The organism is Nocardia sp. NPDC050175 (assembly GCF_044459885.1).
In the GTDB taxonomy this organism is placed as follows: Bacteria; Actinomycetota; Actinomycetes; order Mycobacteriales; family Mycobacteriaceae; genus Nocardia.
The window spans coordinates 522,142-542,900 of the sequence record NZ_JBITJI010000003.1 but is presented as its reverse complement, the minus strand read 5'-3'; the positions used below and the strand labels follow the sequence as shown (position 1 = coordinate 542,900).

The window sequence follows — 20,759 nt, the reverse complement described above, 5'->3', positions numbered from 1 at the left end:
CCGAGTACGCCACAGAGCCAGAACACAGCGCCAGCCCGGCCCAGCTCAGCCCTGGCGCAGACACAGTGCCGCGCGACAATTCGCGCGCCGCGCACGAAATCGCCGACTGATTCATGCGCAGCGAGACAACCAATGCGCGCCAGCTCCCGAGTACGGCCGCAGAGCCAGAACACAGCGCCGTCCCTGCTCAGCCCAGCACAACACGGCCCAGCTCAGCCCTGGCGCAGACACAGTGCCGCGCGACAATTCGCGCGCCGCGCACGAAATCGCCGACTGAATCGTGCGCAGCGAGACAACCAATGCGCGCCAGCTCCCGAGTACGCCCGCGGAGTCAGAACACAGTGCCAGCCCGGCACTGCACGGCGCGGCGCGGCCCTGCGCGGCGCGGCCCCGGTGCAGACACAGTGCCGCGCGACAATTCGCGGGCTGCGCACGAAATCGCCGACTGAATCGTGCGCAGCACGACGACATGTGCGCGGCGCACCAACACCACGGGCGCGGCGGCACCGATCAGGAGCGCAGCAGCGACAGCGCGGGCAAACGTGGTGCCGCGCAACGAATCTCGAGCCGCGCACGAAATTGCCAGCTGAATCGTGCGCGGCAGGGGAACTGGTGCGCGGTGAGTTAGGTGGGGGTGGTGCGGCGGGCGAAGCCTGGGGCGTGTTCGGGGCGGATGCCTCGGGCGACCAGGAAGGGTGGGATGCTGCGGATTACGGGGATTTTGCGGAGGATGCGGACCGGGAGCGGTGCCCGGGGTGAGCCGGCGATGTTGATGCCGCCGTCGAGGGCAGGGCGGATCACCCGGGCGTGCAGGAAGCGTTGCATGCCTTGAGTTACCACGGTCGGCAGGGTGCGGCGACGTTGGACCTTGGCCAGGTCGCGGGTGCTGACGGTCTTCGAAAGCAACGGCGCGGCAAGGATTCTCGCGGCCGCGACGGCGTCTTGGACGGCGAGGTTGATGCCGACGCCGCCGACGGGAGACATGGCGTGCGCGGCGTCGCCGATACACAGCAGTCCGTCGGTGTGCCAGGTGTTCAGGCGGTCGAGCTGGACGTCGAGGAGTTTGACCTCGTCCCAGCTGGTGAGCGCGTCGACACGGTCCTTCAGCCAGGGCACCGAGTCGGACATGGTGCGCATGATGTCGTCGACCGGACCGCGCCGGGCCACCTCGTCGGTGCCCTTGCCGATGAGGGTGGCGCATTGCCAGTAGTCGCCGCGGTCGAGGAGCACCGCGGCCCGATGCGGCGTGACGACCGGGACGGCGCCCGCGGGGTCGATCTCGGTGCGCGGCAAGCGGAACCACCACACGTCCATCGGCGTCGGCCAGCTCTGCGACGCGAGGCCCGCCGCGGCGCGCAGCACCGAATCACGTCCGTCGCAGGCGACGGTGAGGTCGGCGCGGATCTCCCCGGTACTACCGTCGACGGTCCGATAGCTGACGCCGGTGACCGTGCCGTCGGTCCGAACCAGGTCGGTCGCTTCGGTATTCATCCGCAGGTGGAAGCCGGGCTCCGCGTCGGCGGCCCGCGCCAGCAGGTCGAGCAGGTCCCACTGCGGCACCATGGCGATGTACTTGTGCTTGCCCGGCAGGTGTTGCAGCGAGGCGAAGGTCTGTAGCCCGTTGGCGGTCGCCAGTTGTATCTGATCCAGTTTGCGCGCAGGCAGTTTCGCGAATTCCGCACCGAGCCCGAGCTCGTCGAGCAGGTCGAGGGTGGTGGGATGGACGGTGTCACCGCGGAAGTCGCGCAGGAAGTCCTTGTGTTTCTCCAGGACGGTCACGTCGACGCCGGCTCGGGCCAGCAACAGTCCGAGGATCATCCCGGCTGGGCCGCCCCCGACCACTAGGCATGTCGTCTGTTCCATCGACTTTCCCTCCTCGGTCATCGCATCGCCGCAAGGTAACGCCTGCTGCACAAATTCTACGCTTGGTGAATTCTTTGCGGGATGGATCGAATGCCGAGATGGGTTGTCACGGTGCGCAATCCAGGGCGGACCACGATCGACGGCGCGAATCCCGCCGTCAAGTGCTCTTGATCAGGCGGCGACGTCCTGCTGCAGGATGAAGAAATACGGCTCGCTCATCCCACGCATATCCATCACGCCGAGCAGGGTCCGCTCATCGACCCGCCGGAAGTGATCGACGATCGGCAAGTGGTCGTAGATCATCGCGGCACTGACCACGCCGCGATACTCCACATTCCGCAAACGCGCTGTCGGCCTGTGAGTTTGGAACGCGAAGCGAAGGTACCCGAGCGCCTTCTTACTCGCCCGCACCCCCGCCATCGGTATCCGTCCGGCCAGCCCGAGCGGCACCCGGCGCGGATCGACCGGAAAGACGACGCCGTCGGCCGCGAACAACAGCGGATGCACGGTGTCCGCGTCATCGAACTGCTTGCCGTACCACCCCGACGCGACCAGCACACCGGCCAGCGCGTGCCCGGTATCGAGCTCATCGCCGCGCCAGCGCCCGGTGGTGATCTCGGCGAACGGGACCGCAGGCAGGCTGTCGAACAACGCCAACGCCTGCTCAGCGGTGCAGCGGTGGGCTCGAAGCGCCGCCAATTCGGCTGCTCCCGTCCCCTTCGTCTCGGCCATGTCCGGTCTCCTCACTACGGCAACGTTGCACCAATGACACTATCGCTCTGTCATAGCCGCCACCGGCCCGGCTGGCCGCACTCAGAAGGCCGCGTCCAACGGCAGCTGCCGCACCTCCGGCAGATACGGATCCAGCTCACCGGACTCGAACCGCGACATGCCGATCACATGCCAGAACTGTCCCGCGGTATTGCCTTCGAACTTGTATCGCCCGTCCGGCGCGAGCGCCGCCCACCCCTCCGACAGCCCGAGCAGTTCCGCGCGAATGGTCGGCGCGGTCTCCGTGTCCGGGTAATCACCACCGGGCACGGCCCACAGGATCGCATTCCCATCGTCGCCACCGCTGGCCAGTAACCGTCCGGACGGATGGAACGCCAGCGACCACACCTGCCGCTTGTGTCCCTCCATCGTGTGCAGATGACGCCCAGTTGCCATGTCCCACAGGCGAACCACCAGATCCTCGCCACCGGTGGCCAACAAACCGCTCTGCGGATCGACCGCTGCCGCCCACAGCCGCCCGGTGTGCCTGGTCAGCTCGTGCAGGCCGGCACCGGAGTTCACGTCCCAGATGCGCACCGTCATGTCCCACGAGACGCTGGCCAGCCGGTCTCCGTGAAAAACCACCCCGTACACCCGGTCACTGTGGCCCTTCAGCTCACGCAACAACCTGCCGGATTCGACATCCCACAGCCGCACCACGGAATCGTCGCAGCCGGTGGCCATCAACGTGCCGTCGGCGTCGAACGCGATCGACCGCACCCGCCCGTGATGCTCCGCGCACACCATGTGCAGTGCCCCGGTGGTCCGTGACCAGATGATCACCGTGTCGTCATCGTTCGCGGTGGCCACGTACTGGTCGCTCGGGTCGAAGGCGATCGCCCAGACGGGCGCGGCCTCGACATTGATGTGCCGCTGGAACAGGCCGGTGTCGAGGTTGAGCAAGCTGAGCCTGCCGTCGTTGCCGACCACCCCGAGCTGTTGCGGCTGCTTGCGACTGAACAGCGCCGATTCGAAGGTCACCAGCCGGTCTTCACTACCCACCAGCCGCCGAATCTGCTTGACCGTCACCGGATCCCAGAGCCGCACGACACCGTCGTTGCCACCGGTCGCCAGCAGCGTGCCATCGGTATTGAATGTCACCGACCTGACCTGCCGGCCATGCCCGGTGAGCACGTGCCTACTTGCGCCGGACACGGGATCCCAGAGCCGCGTGGTGAATTGGTCGTCGGTGACGGCGAGCTGCCCTCCGTCCGGCCGGAAGGCGAACGGCCAGATCGACCCGGTGTGCGCGGTGATCCGATGCCGCAGTTCGGCGGTCGCGCTGTCGCGCAGGCAGAGCAGACCAGCGCTGTCACCGGAGGCGAGCAGATCGCCGCTCGGATCGAAGGTCACCCAGTAGATGGCGGCGTTGTGATCGGACGGCGCGTGCGTCGACTGCCCGGTCTCGACATCCCAGATGCGCAGTCCCCCATCGGTATCGCCGCTGGCCAGCAGCGGCAGCCGCGGATGGAAGGCGAGCGTGTACACCCGCCCGGTGTGGCCGGGCAGCCGGCGAATCACCTCGCAGCGCACCGGATCCCACAGCGTGACCATGCCGCGCACATCGCCGACCGCGAGCAGATCACCCGCCGGATTGAACGCGATACGGAACACCGCGCCCGTCGCACCGACGAATTCACCACGCTCGCGCCCGGTTTCGACATCCCACAACCGAACCTTGCCGTCGCGGTAGGCAGCGGCGACCACGCCGTCGTGAAAAGCCAGGCTGAAGATCAGCTCCCGGCTGCCGTCCGCGGGCGCGCACTCGTGCCGCAGCTCGCCGTCGGGCAGCGACCAGAGCCGCAGCATCCCCTCGGCGTCGCCGGTGGCCAGCAGATCACCCGCGCGGTTCAGCATCACCGGCCACGGCCATTCACTGTGCCCGTGCAGGATTCGGCGTAGCTCGCCGGTCGTCACGTCCCAGATGCCGACGGTGCCGTCGCTGGACCCGCTGACCAGCACGGTATCGGTGTAGGCGACCGCGAACGAGCGGTTGCGATGCCCCTGCAGGGTGCGCAGCGGCAGCCCGGTCTCGGTGTCGCAGATCAGCACTCCGCCGTCGTCGCTGCCGATGGCCAGGGTGTCACCGTCAGGGCTGTAGGCCAGCGGCTGCGGCAACCGGCCGTGCCTGGCGTGGAACCCGTGCCTGACGCCGATTGCGGCAGGGGCGAATTCGGTCCTGGCCACCGAACCCGGCACCCACGCCGCGCCAAGCAGATCGGTGTCGGCCGGGGTGCCGGTGACGTCGAGCAGCGCCGCTCGGTTCCAGCGGCTGCCGGTTCCCAGCGACCCGGTCAGGTCCGTGCGGGCCAGCCGCGCCCTGGTGAAATCGGCCTCGGTCAGGTCCGCGCCGACCAGGCTCGCCTCGTCCAGCCGGGCGCCGACGAGCCGCGCGCCGCGCAGGATCGCCCGGTCCAGGTTCACCCCGACCAGGCGGGCGCCGGTCAGATCCGCGCCGGTCAGATCGACCTGCTGCATGTCGCGATAGGACAGGTCCTCACCCACCAGGATCGCGCCGCGCAGGTCGGCGGTCGGCGCGGTCCGCAGGCGGGTGGTCAGCCGAATCGCGTTGGTACGGGAGACCTCGTCGGCGACCGGATCATCGAGCACCCTGTCGGCCCAGGTACGCGCGACCCGGATATCGGCGAGGTCACACAGGAAGTCGATGGACAGCTGCGACAGCTGGGCATGCGAGAGCTGCGGCGGTACGGCGACGCCGGCCGCGAACTGCTCGGCAATGTGGTTCGCGACAAGCCATTCCGGCACCGAGGAGTGGATGAAGCCGAACAGATTGTCCTCGGTGCGCACCAGCAGACTGCCGGACCCGATGGCGTGCGCGGACTGCTGCACCGACATCCGGTTGGCGCCGGTCATCTCCACGAGACTCTGTGCCACCTCGGTCAATTCGGCCAACCGCAGATACGGCTCGCCGGTCTCCCAGATGCGCAACGCGAATTCGGTGACCGCAAGCCACAATTCGTTCAGGCCGAGGCCTGGCAGCGAGCCCGCGGTCGCCGCGGTCCGGCCCGTCTCGTAGGACAGCCAGGATTCGAGGATCTCCCGATACAGCCCGGCCGCGCCGACGGCCTGCTGCGCGCCCGCCGCGGCCCGCAGCCGCCGCTCGTCCAGATCGGCGATGAAGCTGAGCATGCGCGGATTCTGGGCCAGCCCGAGCAGGTCCTCGATGCCGGTGATCAGCCGCATCCTGGCGTCCGCGCGCGGCACGTCGCCGTCATAGCGGTTGGTGAGGAAGGCGTGCACCTGCGCGGGCGCGAAATCCTCGATATTGAGGATCTGCCGGTCCTGCAGCAGCCCGACCCGCTCCCCCAGCGCGGTCAGCACCTGCGCGCGCGACTCGAAATGCTGTGTGCGGCTTGCGACTATGATCTTCGCCTTGCCGACCGCCGCCTGCAGCAGGGTTTCCAGGTGGTCGGCGGCGAACTCGTAGCTGATCCGGGTGACGAGCTCGTCGAAACCGTCGAACAACAGCACCACGCGACCCTCACGGAGCATGTAGCGCAACGCCTTCAGATCGATCCGGTCCTCGCCGTGGTTGGCCAGGTGGGCGGCGACCAGGGCGTCCACCGAATGCGTCTTGTCCAGCGTGCGCAGGTCGATCAGGATCGGGATGAGCACGGGCATGGTTTCGGTGATGCGGCGGGCCAATTCGTGCAGCGCGAAGGTCTTGCCGCGCCCGAAATCGCCGAGCACCAGCACGAATCGGCCGTGATCCGCCGCGACCAGGCGCAGCAGCTCGGCGACGAGATCGTCGTGGACCAGCTGATCGCCGTGTTCGAGCGTCCGGAAACGTTGCGGCACATAGAGATCAGGCGGGTATCGACGGTCGGTGCGCAGCCGCTCGACCTGCTGGGCGAGGTAGTCGTCCAGGTCGAGCAGGCCCTGGAATTCGGTGAAGCTGCGCACCCGCAGGCCGTGGCTCGCGGCCTCGTCGCGCAGCGAACGCGGCGGCGGCGCACCGCGATAGACGAGCTCGGAGCCGTATTCCGGGTCGTTGCCGAGGAATTCCTCGACCACCTGCCTGGTCATGTCGCCGACGTGCACGCCGACCCGCCACTGCGCGGTCACATCGTCGCGCTGGTGGGTGATGAACAGGTGCGGCGGATCGGTCTCGACGCGCCGAATCTTGGCTTCCGGGTAGCGGGTTTCACACACCTCGGCGACGCGCTCGAGCAGACGGCCGTGCGGGTCGACGATGGCCGGGGTTTCCGTGATGGGCTCGTCGGGGCCGGTGAGCTCCGGCATCGTGTTCGAGGCAAGTGCCGCAACGGCATTGGCCCATGGCGACGCCAGACGCGCGGTGGGATCCGCGGGATGTGTTGCGGTGGCCGAATATCGGGCGAGCCCCTCGGTGGTCAGGTGGATGATCTCGTCGCGCCCCGCCGCCCCCGCGGGGATGACGGGCAGCCTGCCGTCCAGCCGATCCAGGTGCGGCCCACCGGGACCCGGGCCGTGCAGCAGCAGGTTCAGCCGACCGCCGAGCAGCCGCGACAGCGTGTCCGCGTCACGCAGCAGCGCCGGATCGCGAGGCGAGGCGGCCGGACCGGGCAGCGGGTCGTGCCGGACCACCCCCAGCCGCAGCCAGCCGTTCTCCTCGAACGGGCGCAGACGCTCGGCGAACCAGGCCGCCTGGGGTTCGCCGATCCGGCCGTAGTCGTCGTCGGGCAGGTGGCTCGCGGCCATGGTCGAGTTCAAACCCGCTACCACCACCCGCAATTCGGGGATCGGGAACAGCGTCCACGGCTGGCCGACGTCGAACACGAGATGGTCGAGGCCCTGGTACAACTCGGCGAACAACCGCGCGTACTGCTCGAGCTTCGGGAAGTACGGCGGCTGTGGCTTGCGTTCGCGCGCTTCACAATTCAGGAAATAGGCGTGACAGGCGACCTTGGAGACGTCATGGTTGCCAGGCACCACGATCAGCCGGTCCGGTTCGAGTCCGAGCAGCACGCGCAACCCGGTCAGGAAGGTGAGCGCCTCGTCGACCTCGCGCGGGCGACCGGATTCGGTGAGATCGCCGGTCACCACGATCATGTCGGGTTTCGGCACGCCCTGGTCGACCAGCTGGGTGACGTTCGCGTAGATGCGCGACTGCAGTTCGCGGCCGGTGCTCGGCTCGTCCTGCGCGAACAGACCGCGGCCGAAGCGGGGACCGGCCACGTGCAGCACGCTGACGCCGGAGCGGTGCTCGTCGCGGTGCACGCCGCCCGGAAAGGCCGGGGCCGCAACGGGAGTGCGCCGGTTCAGCGGGGACTCGACCGGGCCCGCGTCGTCCTCGGCGGTGTAGCGGTCCGGTAACGCGGCGGTGCCGAGTTCGTTCGGGAACCGGGGTTCGTGCTGCGGTTTCCCCCGGCCCGCGAGGAGGTGCCGGACCCGCTCCATCAGGATGCGACGAGCCTGCTCATCGGTCGGCACATCGACCAGATCGATGTAGGTAAGAGTAGCGAGCAGGCCCTCCAGCGCACAGTCCGCGATACGGATCGGCAGCAGCTTGCCGGGATCGGTGCGGAACGCGGCCTGCCATTCCATTGTCCCGTAACGCGATTGGAGATAGTTGTCGGAGAGCACCGCGAGCACGACCGCCGAATCGCGCACGCCGCGATCCATGAAGTCGATGAAGTTGGTGCCGGGCACGAAGTCCCAGGCCTGGATCAGGGTGCGATAGCCGGCGCTTTCCAGTTGCCAGGCCAGCCAGGTGGCCCACCGCTCATCCGCTGGGGAGTAACTGATGAAGAAGTCCCGCGCCCGCCCGCCCTGCTGTGTCACGCCCCCAGTATGGCCTAGGCCAATAGCATGGCAGGCGTGCCCGAACAGGTCGACTCCTCCGAACGAAACGCCACGGCGGCGCCGTCACGCCCGCGCTGGGGCTTGAGCGTGCTGGACTGGGTCCGGATCGGGCTGCTGCTCGCCGGACTGTTGTGCGTGCTCACCGGGCTATTGCCGCGGCACGAGGCGGCCGACAACATGCGCCGCATCGGCCCGCTGCTGCTGTTCCTCGGCAGCGTGATCGTGCTGGCCGAACTCACCCGCCAGGCCAAGGTGTTCGACGTGATCGCGCACCGGCTCGCCATCCTCGGGCGGGGTTACTACCCGGCGCTGTTCGTGCTGTGCGTGCTGTTCGCGTCGGCCACCACGATCCTGTTGAACCTCGACACCACGGCCGTGCTGATCACCCCGGTGATGCTCGCGCTGGCGATACCGGCGCGCATCCCGCCGCTGCCGCTGGCCATGACCACCGTCTGGCTGGCCAATACCGCCAGCCTGCTGCTCCCGGTCTCCAATCTCACCAATCTGCTTGCCGCGAACCGGGTCGCGCTGACGGCGACCGGGTTCGCCGCGAAAATGTGGGCGCCCCAGCTCGTTTCGGTGACCGCGACGATGCTGTGCCTGTGGCTCTGGTATTGGCGGCGCGGGCGCCGCGATACCGACCGCTACCTGCCGCCGGAGCCGGTCCGGCCGGCGAACGCGAAGGAACGGGTGCTGCTGTACACCACGGCGGCCGCCTGCCTGCTGTTCATCGTCGCGATTCCGTTCGTCGGCAACAGCATCGGCATCGCGGCGACCATCGCCGCCGCCATCGCGGTGGCCGCCTTCGCCGTCGTCGACCGTGCGTCGCTGCGGTTTTCGCTGATCCCCTGGCGGCTCTTGGTTTTCGTCGTCGGACTGTTCCTGGTGGTCCCCACGCTCGGCCGCCTCGGACTCTCCGATCTGATGCACACGTTGATCGGATCCGACTCCGGCGCGGCGGGTGCCTTCCGCGCGGCAGGCGCGGGCGCGACCCTGTCCAATATCGCCAACAATCTCCCCGCCTACACCGCGGGCGAGGCGGTCGTGCCGCCTGAAAACCACAACCAGCTACTGGCCTTGCTCATCGGCACCAATATCGCCCCGATCGTCACGCCGTGGGCCTCCCTCGCCACCCTGCTCTGCCTGGAGTTCTGCCGCACCCACAACGTCCGCGTGCCCATGCTCCGCTTCGTCCTGACCGGTCTCGGACTCGCCGTGATCGGCACTACCGGCGCGGTCGCGGCGCTGCTTATCATCGGATAGCAGCAGTTTCGGAGGGGGAATCACCAATGGTCAACGTCGACTTCACCGTGACAAACGTGTTCGACATCAGCGGACGCGGCGTAGTGATGGTGGCGGGCCGCCTGGCCGCCGGCGTCATCGAGGCGGGCGACGTCCTGTACGACTCGGTCACCGGCGCACGAATAACCGTGGCGGGCTTGGAATTTCACGGCGGCCGCGAACCCGACGAACACGTACTGGTCGTACCCGCCAACGAGGCCGACCGTCTTCACATCGACCAGCACCTGACCGATCAGCGCCCCGACGACGGACTCACCCGAACCCCGCGCCTAGTGCGGATCCTCGATGCCGCCCCCGACATCGCCAGAGCACAAGGCCACGACTACGTCGGCGTCGAACACCTGATGCTCGCCATCCTGTCCGACCCGGACGCGGTGCCGACCCAGCACCTGCGCAAGCTGGGCTTGGATCCGGACAACATCGCTGAGACGTTGCTGGAATCTCTCCGAGATAGTCAGCCCCGCTGAACGATTCGACGAACCCCGCAGTCAGCCGGGTAGACCGGTGACGGTCACTTCCGCGGCGGACTTCACCAATAGCGTGAGGTCGGACATCATCTCGGAGCTGCCTGCGATGAAATCCACTTCGCCGGTGGGTAATTCGAGGCGCTCATCGAGGGTGGTGCCGTGGAAGTCGGTGATGTGCATGCCGGATTCGCGGGCAAGGAGCGCGCCCGCGGGGAGATCGATCAGGCCTGCTCGGTAGCCGACGAAGCCGTCGATGTCGCCGTTGCTCAGCATGACCCAGCACAGCAGGGGCGACCAGAGTTGGATCAGCCGGCGCGAGGCCGATTCGAGGGTGAGGCGCAGGGCGCGGGCCGTGGGATCGGCGCGGGTGACCGGGTAGCCCTGCAGCCAGGCGAGGACGGGAGCGGAAGCGGCGGGGCGGTGCGCCGGATGCCACAGCGGCCCGTTCGGGCCGTGCGCGCCGCGGCCGCGGATGGCGGTCCAGGTGCGGTCGGCGATCGGTTCGTGTACGACGCCGAGGACGGGTGTTCCGTTGTGGCACAGCGCGATACCGACGGTGCAGACCGGCAGGCCGATGGCGATATTGTTGGTGCCGTCGAGCGGGTCGATCACCCAGCACCAGGCGTCGTCGGCGTTGTCGACGACACCGGATTCCTCGGCGAGGATGCCGTGCTCGGGGAAGGCGCGGCGAATGTGGCGCAGGATGATCTCTTCGGCCAGCAAGTCCAGGTCGGTGACCACGTCACCGGTCGGGTCCTTGGTGCTGATGGTCAGCGCCTCGAGCAGCCCGGAGCGGATCGCGTGGCCCGCCTCGACGGCCGCGGCGACGGCGACACCGGCCGCCAGGTCGAGCAGCGTGTCCGGCAGGACCTGGTTCATCACGTCGCCCGCTCGCATCGGTTCTCCAGTTGCTTCGGCAGGGGTTGGTCCTGCAGATTGGCGAGCACGGTGTGCGCCGCACGTCGGGTTTCGTTGGCGGTGCACACCGTTCGGTGCACCCAGTGATCGGTGGTGGCGAGCGTGCCGAGCGAGAGATCGGGGCGGCCACGGTTGTCCTCGCCGAGGACGACGGTCGCCGCCTCGCAGTGCACGTCGGACACGTGGAACGCACCGTGGGGCAGCGTATACACCTCGCCCGTGTGGAAGTCCTCGCGGGAGCGAGTCCGGTAGGTGACCAGGCGTTGCGTCGCGTGCACCAGGTCGCCGTCCGCCGCACTCTGGATCTCGAACAGGCGATGGGTGGGCTGCGCTGGGGCGCTGAGGATTTCGATGATCTCGTTGCCGACGGTGCCGTACAGCACGGTACTGAGCAGGTCCCAGCTGTGCGCGTGCATCTTGGACGTAGTCGGTTCGGCGCGCACTCCTTCGGTCCAGACATGCACGCAGATGCCGAAACCGTCACCGCGCCAAGCGGGAAAACACAAGAAGCCCAACGGATGTCGGACCGCGAGCAGGTCCGAACTTCCGTCGACGACACCCGCGAGCACGTCGCGGGCCCACCTTCGCACCGCGGCCCCGGTGTTATCGGAGCCGATCAGCGTGCGCAGGCGAGCGTATTCATTCACTAATACGGGTTCCTCGGTTGGAGCGCGCGACGCACGATATCCGCGACGTCGCGATCGGTGAACGCGGCCGGTAGCTCCAGCGAGAGCAGCTGGAACAGGCTACGCACCTGGTCTACGGTCGGCTCGTCGGACAGCGGCAGCTCCTCGCTGCGGCTCAACGGGACCTGACGAGTCTGCTTGAAGCTGGCGACCAGTTCACGGTTGAAATCGCGGTAATACGGCTTGCCCCGCTCGAACATCAGCGCCGGGGTGTTCGGATTGTCCTGCGTGACAATGACGCAACTGGACGACAGGTCCCAGCGGAACGTCGTCATCACCGTCGACAAACCGACGTCGATGGTCAGGAAGGTGAACCGCTGCCGGTACCAGCAGGCGGCCAACACGGTGGCGAACGCTTCCTTGCGGGTGCGTTCGGTGGTCCACAGCTCGCCGGTGCGATCGGCCTCGGGCGAGAGCGAGGAACGGAACTGGGCGTAGGTCTTGCACAGCACTTCGTTGGCCGGGTCGAGGATCTCCAGCTGCATGCGCAGCGGGCGCTGTTCGCGTCGCGCGTTCTCCACGCATTCGCGCAGCGTCACCGCCCGGATGTAAGTTCCGGTGCCGCCCTTGAAGATCCACTGCTCGGTGCCGCGTCGGGCGACGGTGTGCGCGTGGCCGATCTCGGGCCCGTACAGCAGCTGCACCGAATTCGCGTCGCGCATCGCCTTGGCCGACAGATGCCGGTCGCGCAGCAGCGTGGTCGCGAGCAACGCGAGGACGAGCAGCACCGCCGCGTTCACGTTGTCGACGGGGATCACGTCCATGACCGTGAGCAGACCGACGGTCACGGCGAGCACCAGCGCGACGAAACCATCGACGTTGTTACGCAACCAGATCAGCAACCGCGCCATGCAGCCCTCCCCTCTGTTCTCCCCAGGATAGAGGCAGCCGGACGGCGGAAGCGAAGGAAACCAGAAGTCGTGCGCGCCAACGGCTTGACGTGCTTGCGGGTGCGAATGCACGAGTCCGGTCGGAACGCTTGGCAGTGCGGCCGCCCTGCTCGCGACCGTGGTCCAGCCCACACTTCACGCGCTTGACCTCGAGTGCGGTTCAGGAACCACGATGGGAACCGGTCGTCGAGCACCCCTCGGCGGCAGCAAGCCCGGATGCCTCGGCATCCCGCTCCCGCCGGTCCCGTACACCCCCGGCGGGAGCGCAAAGGGCCCCCGCCGCACGGTTCTTGATTTCCCGCACCGGAAATCGCATGCGAATCTCGGTGCCGGAAATCAGAAAGCGTGCGTGTGCCTCGCCTGCGGAATCACGACGAAACAGCCGCCCACCTTCTGACGTCAGAAGGTGGGCGGCTGGGTTGAGCTCAGTTCGGGGTGGTGGATTCCCACTCGTAGACGGTGACTTCCGACGAGCCGGTGGTGTGCACCGGATCGGCGAACGCGAGTTCCCGTGCGGCATCCAGGTTTTCGGCGGCGATGAAGTACGCCCCGCCGGTGCCGTCGGTGAAACGCGCACTCTCCACCAGTTGACCGCGCTCGCTCAGCTGCTGCAGGAAATCCTTGTGCGGCTGGAGCACGGCGGTATCGAAGCGCGGTGTGCGCATCGCCAGCACCAGGTACTTCTTCACGCGTCGGCCTCCGGGCGCGACACGCGGGTGGCGGCCGCGGCGGCGCGGACCTGCGGCGCGATCAGCACCACCTGACCGAGCACGCCGTTCACGAACGACGGGGAGTCGTCGGTGGACAGCTCCTTGGCCAGCTCCACCGCCTCGTCCACCGCGACGACCGGCGGAACATCGTTGGCGTGGAACAACTCCCACACCGCGATGCGCAGGATGGCGCGGTCGACGGCGGGCAGCCGGGACAGCTCCCAGTCCTTGAGGTAGGACTCGATGGTGCCGTCCACCCGATCGAGGTCGTCGGCGACACCCTCGACCAGCGTGTGGGTGTAGGCGTGCACCGGCGCGACGGCCTGATCACGGGTGGCCAGCTCGACCCGCTCGTCGAGCAGGTCGGCCGGGTCCACGTCGCGGGCTTCCGCTTCGAAGAGCAGGTCGACGGCCCGGCGGCGGGCTTTGTGCCGCGTGCCGAGCTTCTTGAAGGACTTCTTGTCTACCGGCTGTTCAGCCACAGTCACCATTATCTCAGTCGAGGCAGGGCGATCAGGCGTTGACTCGGCCGAGGTAGCTGCCGTCACGCGAATCGATGCGCAGCTTGTCGCCGGTGTTGATGAACAGCGGGACCTGCACCTCGGCGCCGGTCTCCAGGGTGGCCGGCTTGGTGCCGCCGGTGGAGCGGTCGCCCTGCAGGCCGATGTCGGTGTGCTGCACCTCGAGCTCGACGGTGACCGGGAGCTCGACGTAGAGCGGCGCGCCCTCGTGCGTGGCGACCTGCGCGGTCATGTTCTCCAGCAGGAAGCGCGCGCTGGGGCCGATGGTCGCCTCGGAGATGGAGATCTGGTCGAAGGTGGCGCCGTCCATGAAGACGAAGTCCGAGCCGTCGTGGTACAGGTAGGTCATGTCGCGGCGGTCGACCGTCGCGGTCTCCACCTTGACGCCCGCGTTGAACGTCTTGTCGACGACCTTGCCGGACAGCACGTTCTTCAGCTTGGTCCGCACGAACGCGGGACCCTTGCCCGGCTTGACGTGCTGGAATTCGATAATCTGCTGCAGCTGATTGTCGATTTTCAGCACAAGGCCGTTCTTGAAGTCGCTGGTGTCCGCCACTGTCCTCGGATCTCCTAGTTCGTAAACAACATGTTGGTGAACCGACGTCATTCGACGACGGTCAGGTCTTTGCTGGTGTTGGTGAGCAACTCCGGGCCCCCTTCGCGCACCACGAGCGTGTCCTCGATCCGGACCCCGCCGCGGCCGGGAAAGTACACACCGGGTTCGACGGTCACCGCCACGCCAGCAAGAAGTGTACCGGTTCCGTTTTTGGCGATGCCCGGCGCTTCGTGGATCTGCAGTCCTACCCCGTGTCCGAGGCCGTGCACGAACAGTTTGCCGTGTCCGGCGGCCTCGATTACCGACCGCGAGGCCGCGTCCACTTCGTCGACCTTGACGCCGGGTCGCAGTGCCTCGCGTCCGGCCCGCTGCGAGGCCTCGACCAGCGCGTATACCTCACGTTGCCAGTCGCTGGGCTTGCCGAGCACGAGGGTGCGGGTCATGTCCGAGTGGTAGCCGCCGATCAGCGCGCCGAAGTCGAGTTTCACGAAATCGCCTGTGGCGAGCACGGCGTCGGTCGGCCGATGATGTGGGACAGCCGAATTCACGCCTGCGGCGACGATGGTATCGAAGGACACCGCGTCGGCGCCGTGTTCGAACATGGCCCATTCCAGGTCTCTGGCGACCTGCTTTTCGGTGCGGCCCGGGCGCAGCAGCCCGCGCTCGAGCAGGGTGGCGAGACCGGCGTCGCCCGCCGCGCAGGCGGCCGTGAGCTGGGCGATCTCGTAGGCGTCCTTGACCATGCGGAGCTGCTCGACCAGGCCGGGGGTGGCGACGAACTCGAGTCCGGTGCACTGCTCGATGAAGCCGCGGTGCTGGTCGACGGTGACGATGTGGCTCTCGTAGCCGATCCGGCCGAGCTGCCATTCGCCGGCCAGTTCGATGATCCGGCGGGCGGTGGCCTTGGCGATCTCGGCCCGCAGGTCCGGGACCTGCTCGGCGACCTGGGTCTGGTAGCGGCCGTCGGTGCAGATGACCGTGCGGTCCTCGGCGCTGCGCATGTCCCAGGAATGCACGAGTAGCGCCGCGTTGGATCCGGTGAATCCGGTCAGGTACCTGAGATTCACCAGGTCGGTGACCAGCAGGGCGTCTACCCCGTTTTCCACCAGCAGACTCCGCAGCGCGCCACGCCGCGCGGCGTAGTCGGGTCTATGGCCCGCGTGATCAGCACACATGGTTCAAAGCTACCGCCGACACGCCGTATCTCCGCATACAACACGTGTACTGGCCGCTGCCACTACGCCGACCTCGCGGTGGTGATCTTGGCGACTGCGGCGGAATGCCGTTGGCGCTGGCCGTTTTCCGTACCGGACGGCATGCGGAGAGCGGTTGTTCACATCTCGGGAAGCTATCCACATTCGGGTGAAGCGGGGTTGTCTCGCGCCACGATCGGACAAGAGTGGACGGCATGCCGAAAGTTGCCTTCGCCGCCCTCCTCGCGTGGTGTGTTGTGTTGAGCGTCATCGATTTTCGGCAGCGCCGGTTGCCGAATTCACTCACCGGATGGGGTGCGCTCGCGGTGTTCGCATACGCCTTGTCCACAGCTCAATACACAGCCGCTTTTGTCGGTTCCGTCCTACTCGCAGTGCCATATCTGCTGGTACACCTGGTCCTTCCCGCCACCTTCGGTGCCGGAGATGTGAAGCTCGCCGTCGGCTTGGGCGCGGCGGCAGCGCTCGGCGGTGGACCGGCCTGGGTGTGGTCAGCACTGGCCGCGCCGTTGCTCACGGCGTGCGCCGGAGTTGCCGTGCTCGGGCTACATCGAATCCGCGCGCCGTCTGACTCGCCCGACGCGTCCCGGCGAATCGCGGTGCCGCATGGGCCTGCGATGTGTCTTGCGACGGTATGCGCACTGGCCAGTGCGGGTGCTGGATGAGTCGCGCGGGTGCCGTCGTCGCGGGCGAGGCGCAGCCTGCGGAGGGTCCGATGTGGCGCGCGTTCGGCCATCGTCGTGGGCTACGCGCGGTACACGAGCGGGTGCGCGCGGGCGGTGGCGCGTCGAACGTGCCCGCCATCACTGCGGGCCGCATGCCGGAGCAGCCGCGCCGACATGGGAAGATGGACGACGTGTTGCGCTGGATAACTGCCGGAGAATCCCACGGTCCCGCTCTCGTCACCATCCTCGAGGGGATGGTGGCCGGTGTCGAGGTCACGTCCGACGAGATCTCCGCGCAGTTGGCGCGCCGCAGGCTAGGGTACGGCCGCGGCGCCAGGATGAAGTTCGAGGCCGACAAGGTGACCGTCGTCGGCGGTGTCCGGCACGGCCGCACCATGGGCGGCCCGGTCGCCATCGAGATCGCCAACTCCGAGTGGCCGAAGTGGACGACGGTCATGTCCGCCGACCCGGTCGACCCGGACGAGCTCGCCGAACTGGCCCGCAACGCCCCGCTCACCCGGCCGCGCCCCGGGCACGCCGACTACTCCGGCATGCTCAAGTACGGCTTCGACGACGCCCGCAACGTGCTCGAGCGCGCCAGCGCCAGGGAGACCGCGGCACGCGTCGCGGCGGGCACCGTGGCACGGAACTTCCTGCGGCAGGCGTTCGGCGTCGAGGTGATCTCGCACGTCGTGTCGATCGGCACCGCGCAGAACATCACGGGTGTGGTGCCGACCGCCGCAGACCTGGCCGCCATCGATGAGAGCCCGGTGCGTTCGTTCGACAAGGACGCCGAGGCCGCGATGATCGCCGAGATCGAAGCCGCCAAGAAGGACGGCGACACCCTCGGCGGCGTCGTCGAGGTGGTCATCGACGGACTTCCGGTCGGGCTCGGCTCGTTCACCAGCGGCGAGAACCGGCTCGATTCGCGACTCGCGGGTGCGCTCATGGGCATTCAGGCCATCAAGGGCGTCGAGGTCGGTGACGGTTTCGAGACCGCGCGCCGCCGCGGCAGCCAGGCGCACGACGAGATGAAGCCCGGCACCGACGGCGTGCTGCGTTCCACCAACCGGGCCGGCGGCCTGGAGGGCGGCATGACCAACGGCGAAGCGCTGCGGGTGCGCGCCGCGATGAAGCCGATCTCGACGGTGCCGCGCGCACTCGCGACCGTCGACATGACCACCGGCGAGGAAGCCGTCGCCATCCACCAGCGTTCGGACGTGTGTGCCGTGCCCGCCGCGGGCGTGGTCGCCGAGTCCATGGTCGCGCTGGTCGTCGCGCAGGCCGCGCTGGAGAAGTTCGGTGGCGACTCGCTCGGCGAGACCCTGGGCAACATCACCAGCTACGTCAAGCGGATCAGCGACCGCCCGCACAACGCGCCCGCTGACGCCAGCACGCCATGATCGTGCAGACCGATCCGCGCGCGCCGCGCGTGGTGCTGGTCGGACCGCCGGGCGCGGGGAAAACGACGATCGGCCGCAAGCTCGCCAAGGAACTCGGCGTCGAGCTCTACGACACCGACGCGGGCATCGAGCGCGAGACCGGTCGCACCATTCCCGAAATCTTCGCCACCGACGGCGAACCCGAATTCCGCAAGATCGAAGAGCGGGTGGTGCGCCGCGCGATCCTCGCCGAGCGCGGCGTCGTCTCGCTCGGCGGCGGTGCCGTGCTGTCCCAGGACACCAGGGCGCTGCTGCGCAACCGCACTGTCGTCTACCTGGAAATCAGTGTGGGCGAAGGACTCCGTCGCACCGGGGCGAGCACCAACCGGCCGCTGCTCAACGGCGCCGATCCGGCCGCCAAGTACCGCGAGCTGATGCGCAAGCGTCGCCCGCTGTACCGCGAGGTCGCCTCGGTCCGGGTGCGCACCGACGGTCGCAGTCCCGGCCGCGTCGTCAAAATGGTGCTGGCCAAACTCGGCGTCGAACCCAGTGATCCCGGCAACGGAACAGACGTCGACTGCACGGATCTGCCCGAGACCACTCAGCCGACGACCACCGCGAGTGAGAACGGCGGAACACCACAGGGCAGCAGCCGATCTCGGGCCCGGCGTCGGGCGCGGGCACGTGCCGCCGCGCGCCGAGCGGCGGCCGCGCAGGAATCGGCCGAAGCATCCGGCGAGTCGATTCCGGCGGGGAAGGCCGCCGCGAATGCGAGTGGGCGAAGCTGGCGCGCACGTCGTGCCGAGGCAGCCCACACCGACAAGCCCTCGGCTGACGGCTCAACAGCCGACGAGTCTGCGGCCGACGGAACTGCGGCGAAGTCCGCTGACGGTTCGAGCTCGACCGGCCGGAGCTGGCGCGCTCGTCGCGCGGCCGCACAGGAAGCGGCCGCACAGGGCGAGGCCGACGGAACAGCCCAGCCGGACGGCACGGAAGAACCAAGCAAGAGTTCGCGATCCAGCGGCCGGGCCAGGCGTGCCCGTGCCCGCCGTGCCCGCGTACGCGCTCGCAAAAACCAAGAAGCATCAACAGAATCGGAGCAGCCGTCGTGACAGAGCCGAATCGTCTCGAAGTTCGTACCGCAAATCCGTATCCGGTGATCATCGGTCGCGGTTTGCTCGGTGAGCTCGTCGAGGCGGTCAACGGCGCCACGAGCGGCGTGCGCTCGGTCGCGATCTTCCACCAGCCACCGCTCGCCGAGACCGCCGAGGCGGTGCGGAAGGCGTTGGCCGACAGCGGACTCGACGCCCACCGCATCGAGATCCCCGATGCCGAGGCGGGCAAAGAACTCGCCGTCGCCGGCTTCTGCTGGGAGGTACTCGGCCGAATCGGCTTGACCCGCAACGACGTTGTGGTGAGCCTCGGTGGCGGCGCCGCCACCGACCTGGCCGGTTTCGTGGCCGCCACCTGGATGCGCGGCGTGCAGATCGTGCACGTGCCGACCACGCTGCTGGCCATGGTCGACGCGGCCGTCGGCGGCAAGACCGGCATCAACACCGAGGCGGGCAAGAACCTGGTCGGCTGCTTCCACGAGCCGGCCGCCGTGCTCGTCGACCTGGCCACGCTGGAAACCGTGCCGCGCAACGAGATCGTGGCGGGCATGGCCGAGATCATCAAGGCCGGTTTCATCGCCGACCCGGTGATCCTCGACCTGGTCGAACGCGACCCGCAGGCCGCCCTCGACCCCACCGGCGACGTGCTGCCCGAGCTGATCCGGCGCGCGATCCAGGTGAAGGCCGACGTGGTCGCCGCCGATCTCAAGGAGGCCAGCCTCCGCGAGATCCTCAACTACGGCCACACCCTCGGCCACGCGATCGAGCGCCGCGAGCGCTACCGCTGGCGCCACGGCGCGGCTGTCTCCGTCGGCCTCGTCTTCGCCGCCGAACTCGGCCGCCTGGCCGGCCGCCTCGACGACACCACCGCCGACCGCCACCGCGCCATCCTGGAAAGCGTCGGCCTGCCAACAACTTACGACGCCGACGCCCTCCCCCAACTCCTCGACACCATGCAAACCGACAAGAAAACCCGCTCCGGCGTCCTACGCTTCGTCGTCCTCGACGGCCTCGCCAAACCCGGCCGCCTGGAGGGCCCCGACCCCACCCTCCTCGCCGCTGCCTACTCCGCCATCCTCCGCGAAGGCACCCCGAGCACCGGCATCCTGCTGTAACCACCCCGCGCACCGATTCGCCCGCTGCGCACAACATCGCTGACGATTTCATGCGCAGCACGCGGATCCGTGCGCAGCACGCCAGATCATGCGCGGTGCGTCAGGTCGTGCGCAGCTCGGCCGCTTTTTGGGCCGCGCACGAACTCGCTGGCCGCGCACGAATTTGCTGACAATTTCATGCGCGGGACGCGGATTCGTGCGCGGACTGGTGGATCGCAGCGCGGCGGAAGGGTTCGGGAGCAGACCGCAAACGGCGCACTCCATGAGCGGAGTGCGCCGTTTCTTATGCGTCAGGCCGGGGTGTGTACCGGTGTCGACTGCTTGTTGTGGGTGCGGTCGGCCAGGATCCGGCCGACGCCGACGCCCACGAGGGCGGGGATGAAGATCAGCAGGACTATGAACGCGGCGCCTGCGGTGAGTTCGAAGAGGAGGCCGTTGTCGCCGAGGTCGAACTTGGGCAGCCAGTCGATGATCCAGGCGCCGAGGCCGCTGCCGAGGCCGCCTGCCGCCGCGGCCTCGAGCCACAGCAGGGTCAGGTCGGTGCCGCGTTCCGGGTCGGGTTGGGCCGAGCGGTCCTTGCGTCCGTCCAGCACGCCCCAGTACAGGACGGCGACCACGAGGACGACCAGGCAGAACATCCGCATCCAGACCCCGTGGGTCGGCCAGTTCACCATGGCGAACCCGAGCACGGCACGCAGCAGCACGACCAGCGCGCCGAGCACGATCGCCCGCAACACCCAAGCATTCATGCGCACCACCATAACCCTGCGCATCGCCGAACCAAA

General features: G+C 68.2%; 16 protein-coding genes and 1 pseudogene. 6 read left to right on the top strand and 11 right to left on the bottom strand.

What is annotated here, in order from left to right:
- Window positions 1-624: 624 nt before the first annotated feature.
- The 3 genes from ACIBK2_RS13455 to ACIBK2_RS13445 form a co-directional block, all read right to left on the bottom strand.
- Window positions 625-1,863 (bottom strand): FAD-dependent oxidoreductase, encoded by a 1,239-nt coding sequence (locus ACIBK2_RS13455; RefSeq protein WP_396966838.1) that lies wholly within the window; start codon window positions 1,861-1,863, stop codon window positions 625-627.
- Window positions 1,864-2,034: 171 nt separating this feature from the next.
- Window positions 2,035-2,595 (bottom strand): DUF4334 domain-containing protein, encoded by a 561-nt coding sequence (locus ACIBK2_RS13450; protein ID WP_396966837.1) that lies wholly within the window; start codon window positions 2,593-2,595, stop codon window positions 2,035-2,037.
- Window positions 2,596-2,676: 81 nt separating this feature from the next.
- A complete protein-coding gene (locus tag ACIBK2_RS13445; protein ID WP_396966835.1) occupies window positions 2,677-8,418 on the bottom strand; it encodes a TIR domain-containing protein in 5,742 nt (1,913 codons plus the stop codon).
- Window positions 8,419-8,445: 27 nt separating this feature from the next.
- Here ACIBK2_RS13445 and ACIBK2_RS13440 point away from each other — a divergent pair, with 27 nt between their 5' ends.
- Window positions 8,446-9,702, top strand: a complete 1,257-nt coding sequence (locus ACIBK2_RS13440; RefSeq protein WP_396966833.1) for an SLC13 family permease — start codon at window positions 8,446-8,448, stop codon at window positions 9,700-9,702.
- 26 nt (window positions 9,703-9,728) lie between these two features.
- Window positions 9,729-10,208, top strand: a complete 480-nt coding sequence (locus ACIBK2_RS13435) for a Clp protease N-terminal domain-containing protein (RefSeq protein ID WP_396966831.1) — start codon at window positions 9,729-9,731, stop codon at window positions 10,206-10,208.
- A gap of 21 nt (window positions 10,209-10,229) precedes the next feature.
- Here the strand turns inward: ACIBK2_RS13435 and ACIBK2_RS13430 are convergent, their stop codons facing one another.
- The 7 genes from ACIBK2_RS13430 to ACIBK2_RS13400 form a co-directional block, all read right to left on the bottom strand.
- Window positions 10,230-11,105, bottom strand: a complete 876-nt coding sequence (locus tag ACIBK2_RS13430; protein WP_396966829.1) for an inositol monophosphatase family protein — start codon at window positions 11,103-11,105, stop codon at window positions 10,230-10,232.
- A complete protein-coding gene (locus tag ACIBK2_RS13425; protein ID WP_396966827.1) occupies window positions 11,087-11,773 on the bottom strand; it encodes a hypothetical protein in 687 nt (228 codons plus the stop codon). The genes ACIBK2_RS13430 and ACIBK2_RS13425 overlap by 19 nt, the downstream gene beginning before the upstream one ends.
- Window positions 11,773-12,663 (bottom strand): hypothetical protein, encoded by an 891-nt coding sequence (locus ACIBK2_RS13420; RefSeq protein ID WP_396966825.1) that lies wholly within the window; start codon window positions 12,661-12,663, stop codon window positions 11,773-11,775. The genes ACIBK2_RS13425 and ACIBK2_RS13420 overlap by 1 nt, the downstream gene beginning before the upstream one ends.
- A gap of 464 nt (window positions 12,664-13,127) precedes the next feature.
- On the bottom strand, window positions 13,128-13,391 hold the full coding sequence (locus ACIBK2_RS13415; protein ID WP_379287485.1) for a YciI family protein: 264 nt from the start codon (window positions 13,389-13,391) through the stop codon (window positions 13,128-13,130).
- A complete protein-coding gene (nusB, locus tag ACIBK2_RS13410) occupies window positions 13,388-13,894 on the bottom strand; it encodes a transcription antitermination factor NusB (protein ID WP_357391976.1) in 507 nt (168 codons plus the stop codon). The genes ACIBK2_RS13415 and nusB overlap by 4 nt, the downstream gene beginning before the upstream one ends.
- A 31-nt stretch (window positions 13,895-13,925) precedes the next feature.
- Window positions 13,926-14,489, bottom strand: coding sequence for an elongation factor P (gene efp, locus ACIBK2_RS13405; RefSeq protein WP_396966822.1), 564 nt, complete (start codon window positions 14,487-14,489; stop codon window positions 13,926-13,928).
- Window positions 14,490-14,536: 47 nt separating this feature from the next.
- Entirely contained in the window at window positions 14,537-15,664 is a 1,128-nt protein-coding gene (locus tag ACIBK2_RS13400) for a M24 family metallopeptidase (protein WP_396966820.1), read from the bottom strand.
- A gap of 233 nt (window positions 15,665-15,897) precedes the next feature.
- Between ACIBK2_RS13400 and ACIBK2_RS13395 the strand changes: the two genes are divergently transcribed.
- The 4 genes and pseudogenes from ACIBK2_RS13395 (at window position 15,898) to aroB (ending at window position 19,974) form a co-directional block, all read left to right on the top strand.
- Window positions 15,898-16,365, top strand: a complete 468-nt coding sequence (locus ACIBK2_RS13395; protein ID WP_396966818.1) for a prepilin peptidase — start codon at window positions 15,898-15,900, stop codon at window positions 16,363-16,365.
- Window positions 16,366-16,556: 191 nt separating this feature from the next.
- Window positions 16,557-17,768 carry a chorismate synthase gene (gene aroC / locus ACIBK2_RS13390; protein WP_396967224.1) on the top strand — a complete coding sequence of 404 codons (1,212 nt, stop codon included), beginning with the start codon at window positions 16,557-16,559 and terminating at the stop codon, window positions 17,766-17,768.
- Window positions 17,765-18,283 (top strand): annotated as a pseudogene (locus tag ACIBK2_RS13385) (shikimate kinase); the annotation flags it as partial. The gene aroC and the pseudogene ACIBK2_RS13385, both read left to right, overlap by 4 nt.
- A 572-nt stretch (window positions 18,284-18,855) precedes the next feature.
- Window positions 18,856-19,974, top strand: a complete 1,119-nt coding sequence (gene aroB / locus ACIBK2_RS13380; RefSeq protein WP_396966816.1) for a 3-dehydroquinate synthase — start codon at window positions 18,856-18,858, stop codon at window positions 19,972-19,974.
- 290 nt (window positions 19,975-20,264) lie between these two features.
- On the opposite strand, the gene ACIBK2_RS13375 is transcribed toward aroB, so the two are convergent.
- The gene (locus tag ACIBK2_RS13375) at window positions 20,265-20,723 is read right to left on the bottom strand and encodes a B-4DMT family transporter (RefSeq protein WP_396966814.1); all 459 of its coding nucleotides are present in this window, start codon (window positions 20,721-20,723) and stop codon (window positions 20,265-20,267) included.
- Between the last annotated feature and the right edge of the window lie 36 nt (window positions 20,724-20,759).

Coding starts and splice junctions, on each gene's coding strand:
- ACIBK2_RS13455 (WP_396966838.1), bottom strand. CDS start 1,863: ATGGAACAGACGACATGCCTAGTGGTCGGGGGCGGCCCAGCCGGGATG.
- ACIBK2_RS13450 (WP_396966837.1), bottom strand. CDS start 2,595: ATGGCCGAGACGAAGGGGACGGGAGCAGCCGAATTGGCGGCGCTTCGA.
- ACIBK2_RS13440 (WP_396966833.1), top strand. CDS start 8,446: ATGGCAGGCGTGCCCGAACAGGTCGACTCCTCCGAACGAAACGCCACG.
- ACIBK2_RS13435 (WP_396966831.1), top strand. CDS start 9,729: ATGGTCAACGTCGACTTCACCGTGACAAACGTGTTCGACATCAGCGGA.
- ACIBK2_RS13430 (WP_396966829.1), bottom strand. CDS start 11,105: ATGCGAGCGGGCGACGTGATGAACCAGGTCCTGCCGGACACGCTGCTC.
- ACIBK2_RS13420 (WP_396966825.1), bottom strand. CDS start 12,663: ATGGCGCGGTTGCTGATCTGGTTGCGTAACAACGTCGATGGTTTCGTC.
- ACIBK2_RS13400 (WP_396966820.1), bottom strand. CDS start 15,664: ATGTGTGCTGATCACGCGGGCCATAGACCCGACTACGCCGCGCGGCGT.
- ACIBK2_RS13395 (WP_396966818.1), top strand. CDS start 15,898: ATGCCGAAAGTTGCCTTCGCCGCCCTCCTCGCGTGGTGTGTTGTGTTG.
- ACIBK2_RS13375 (WP_396966814.1), bottom strand. CDS start 20,723: ATGAATGCTTGGGTGTTGCGGGCGATCGTGCTCGGCGCGCTGGTCGTG.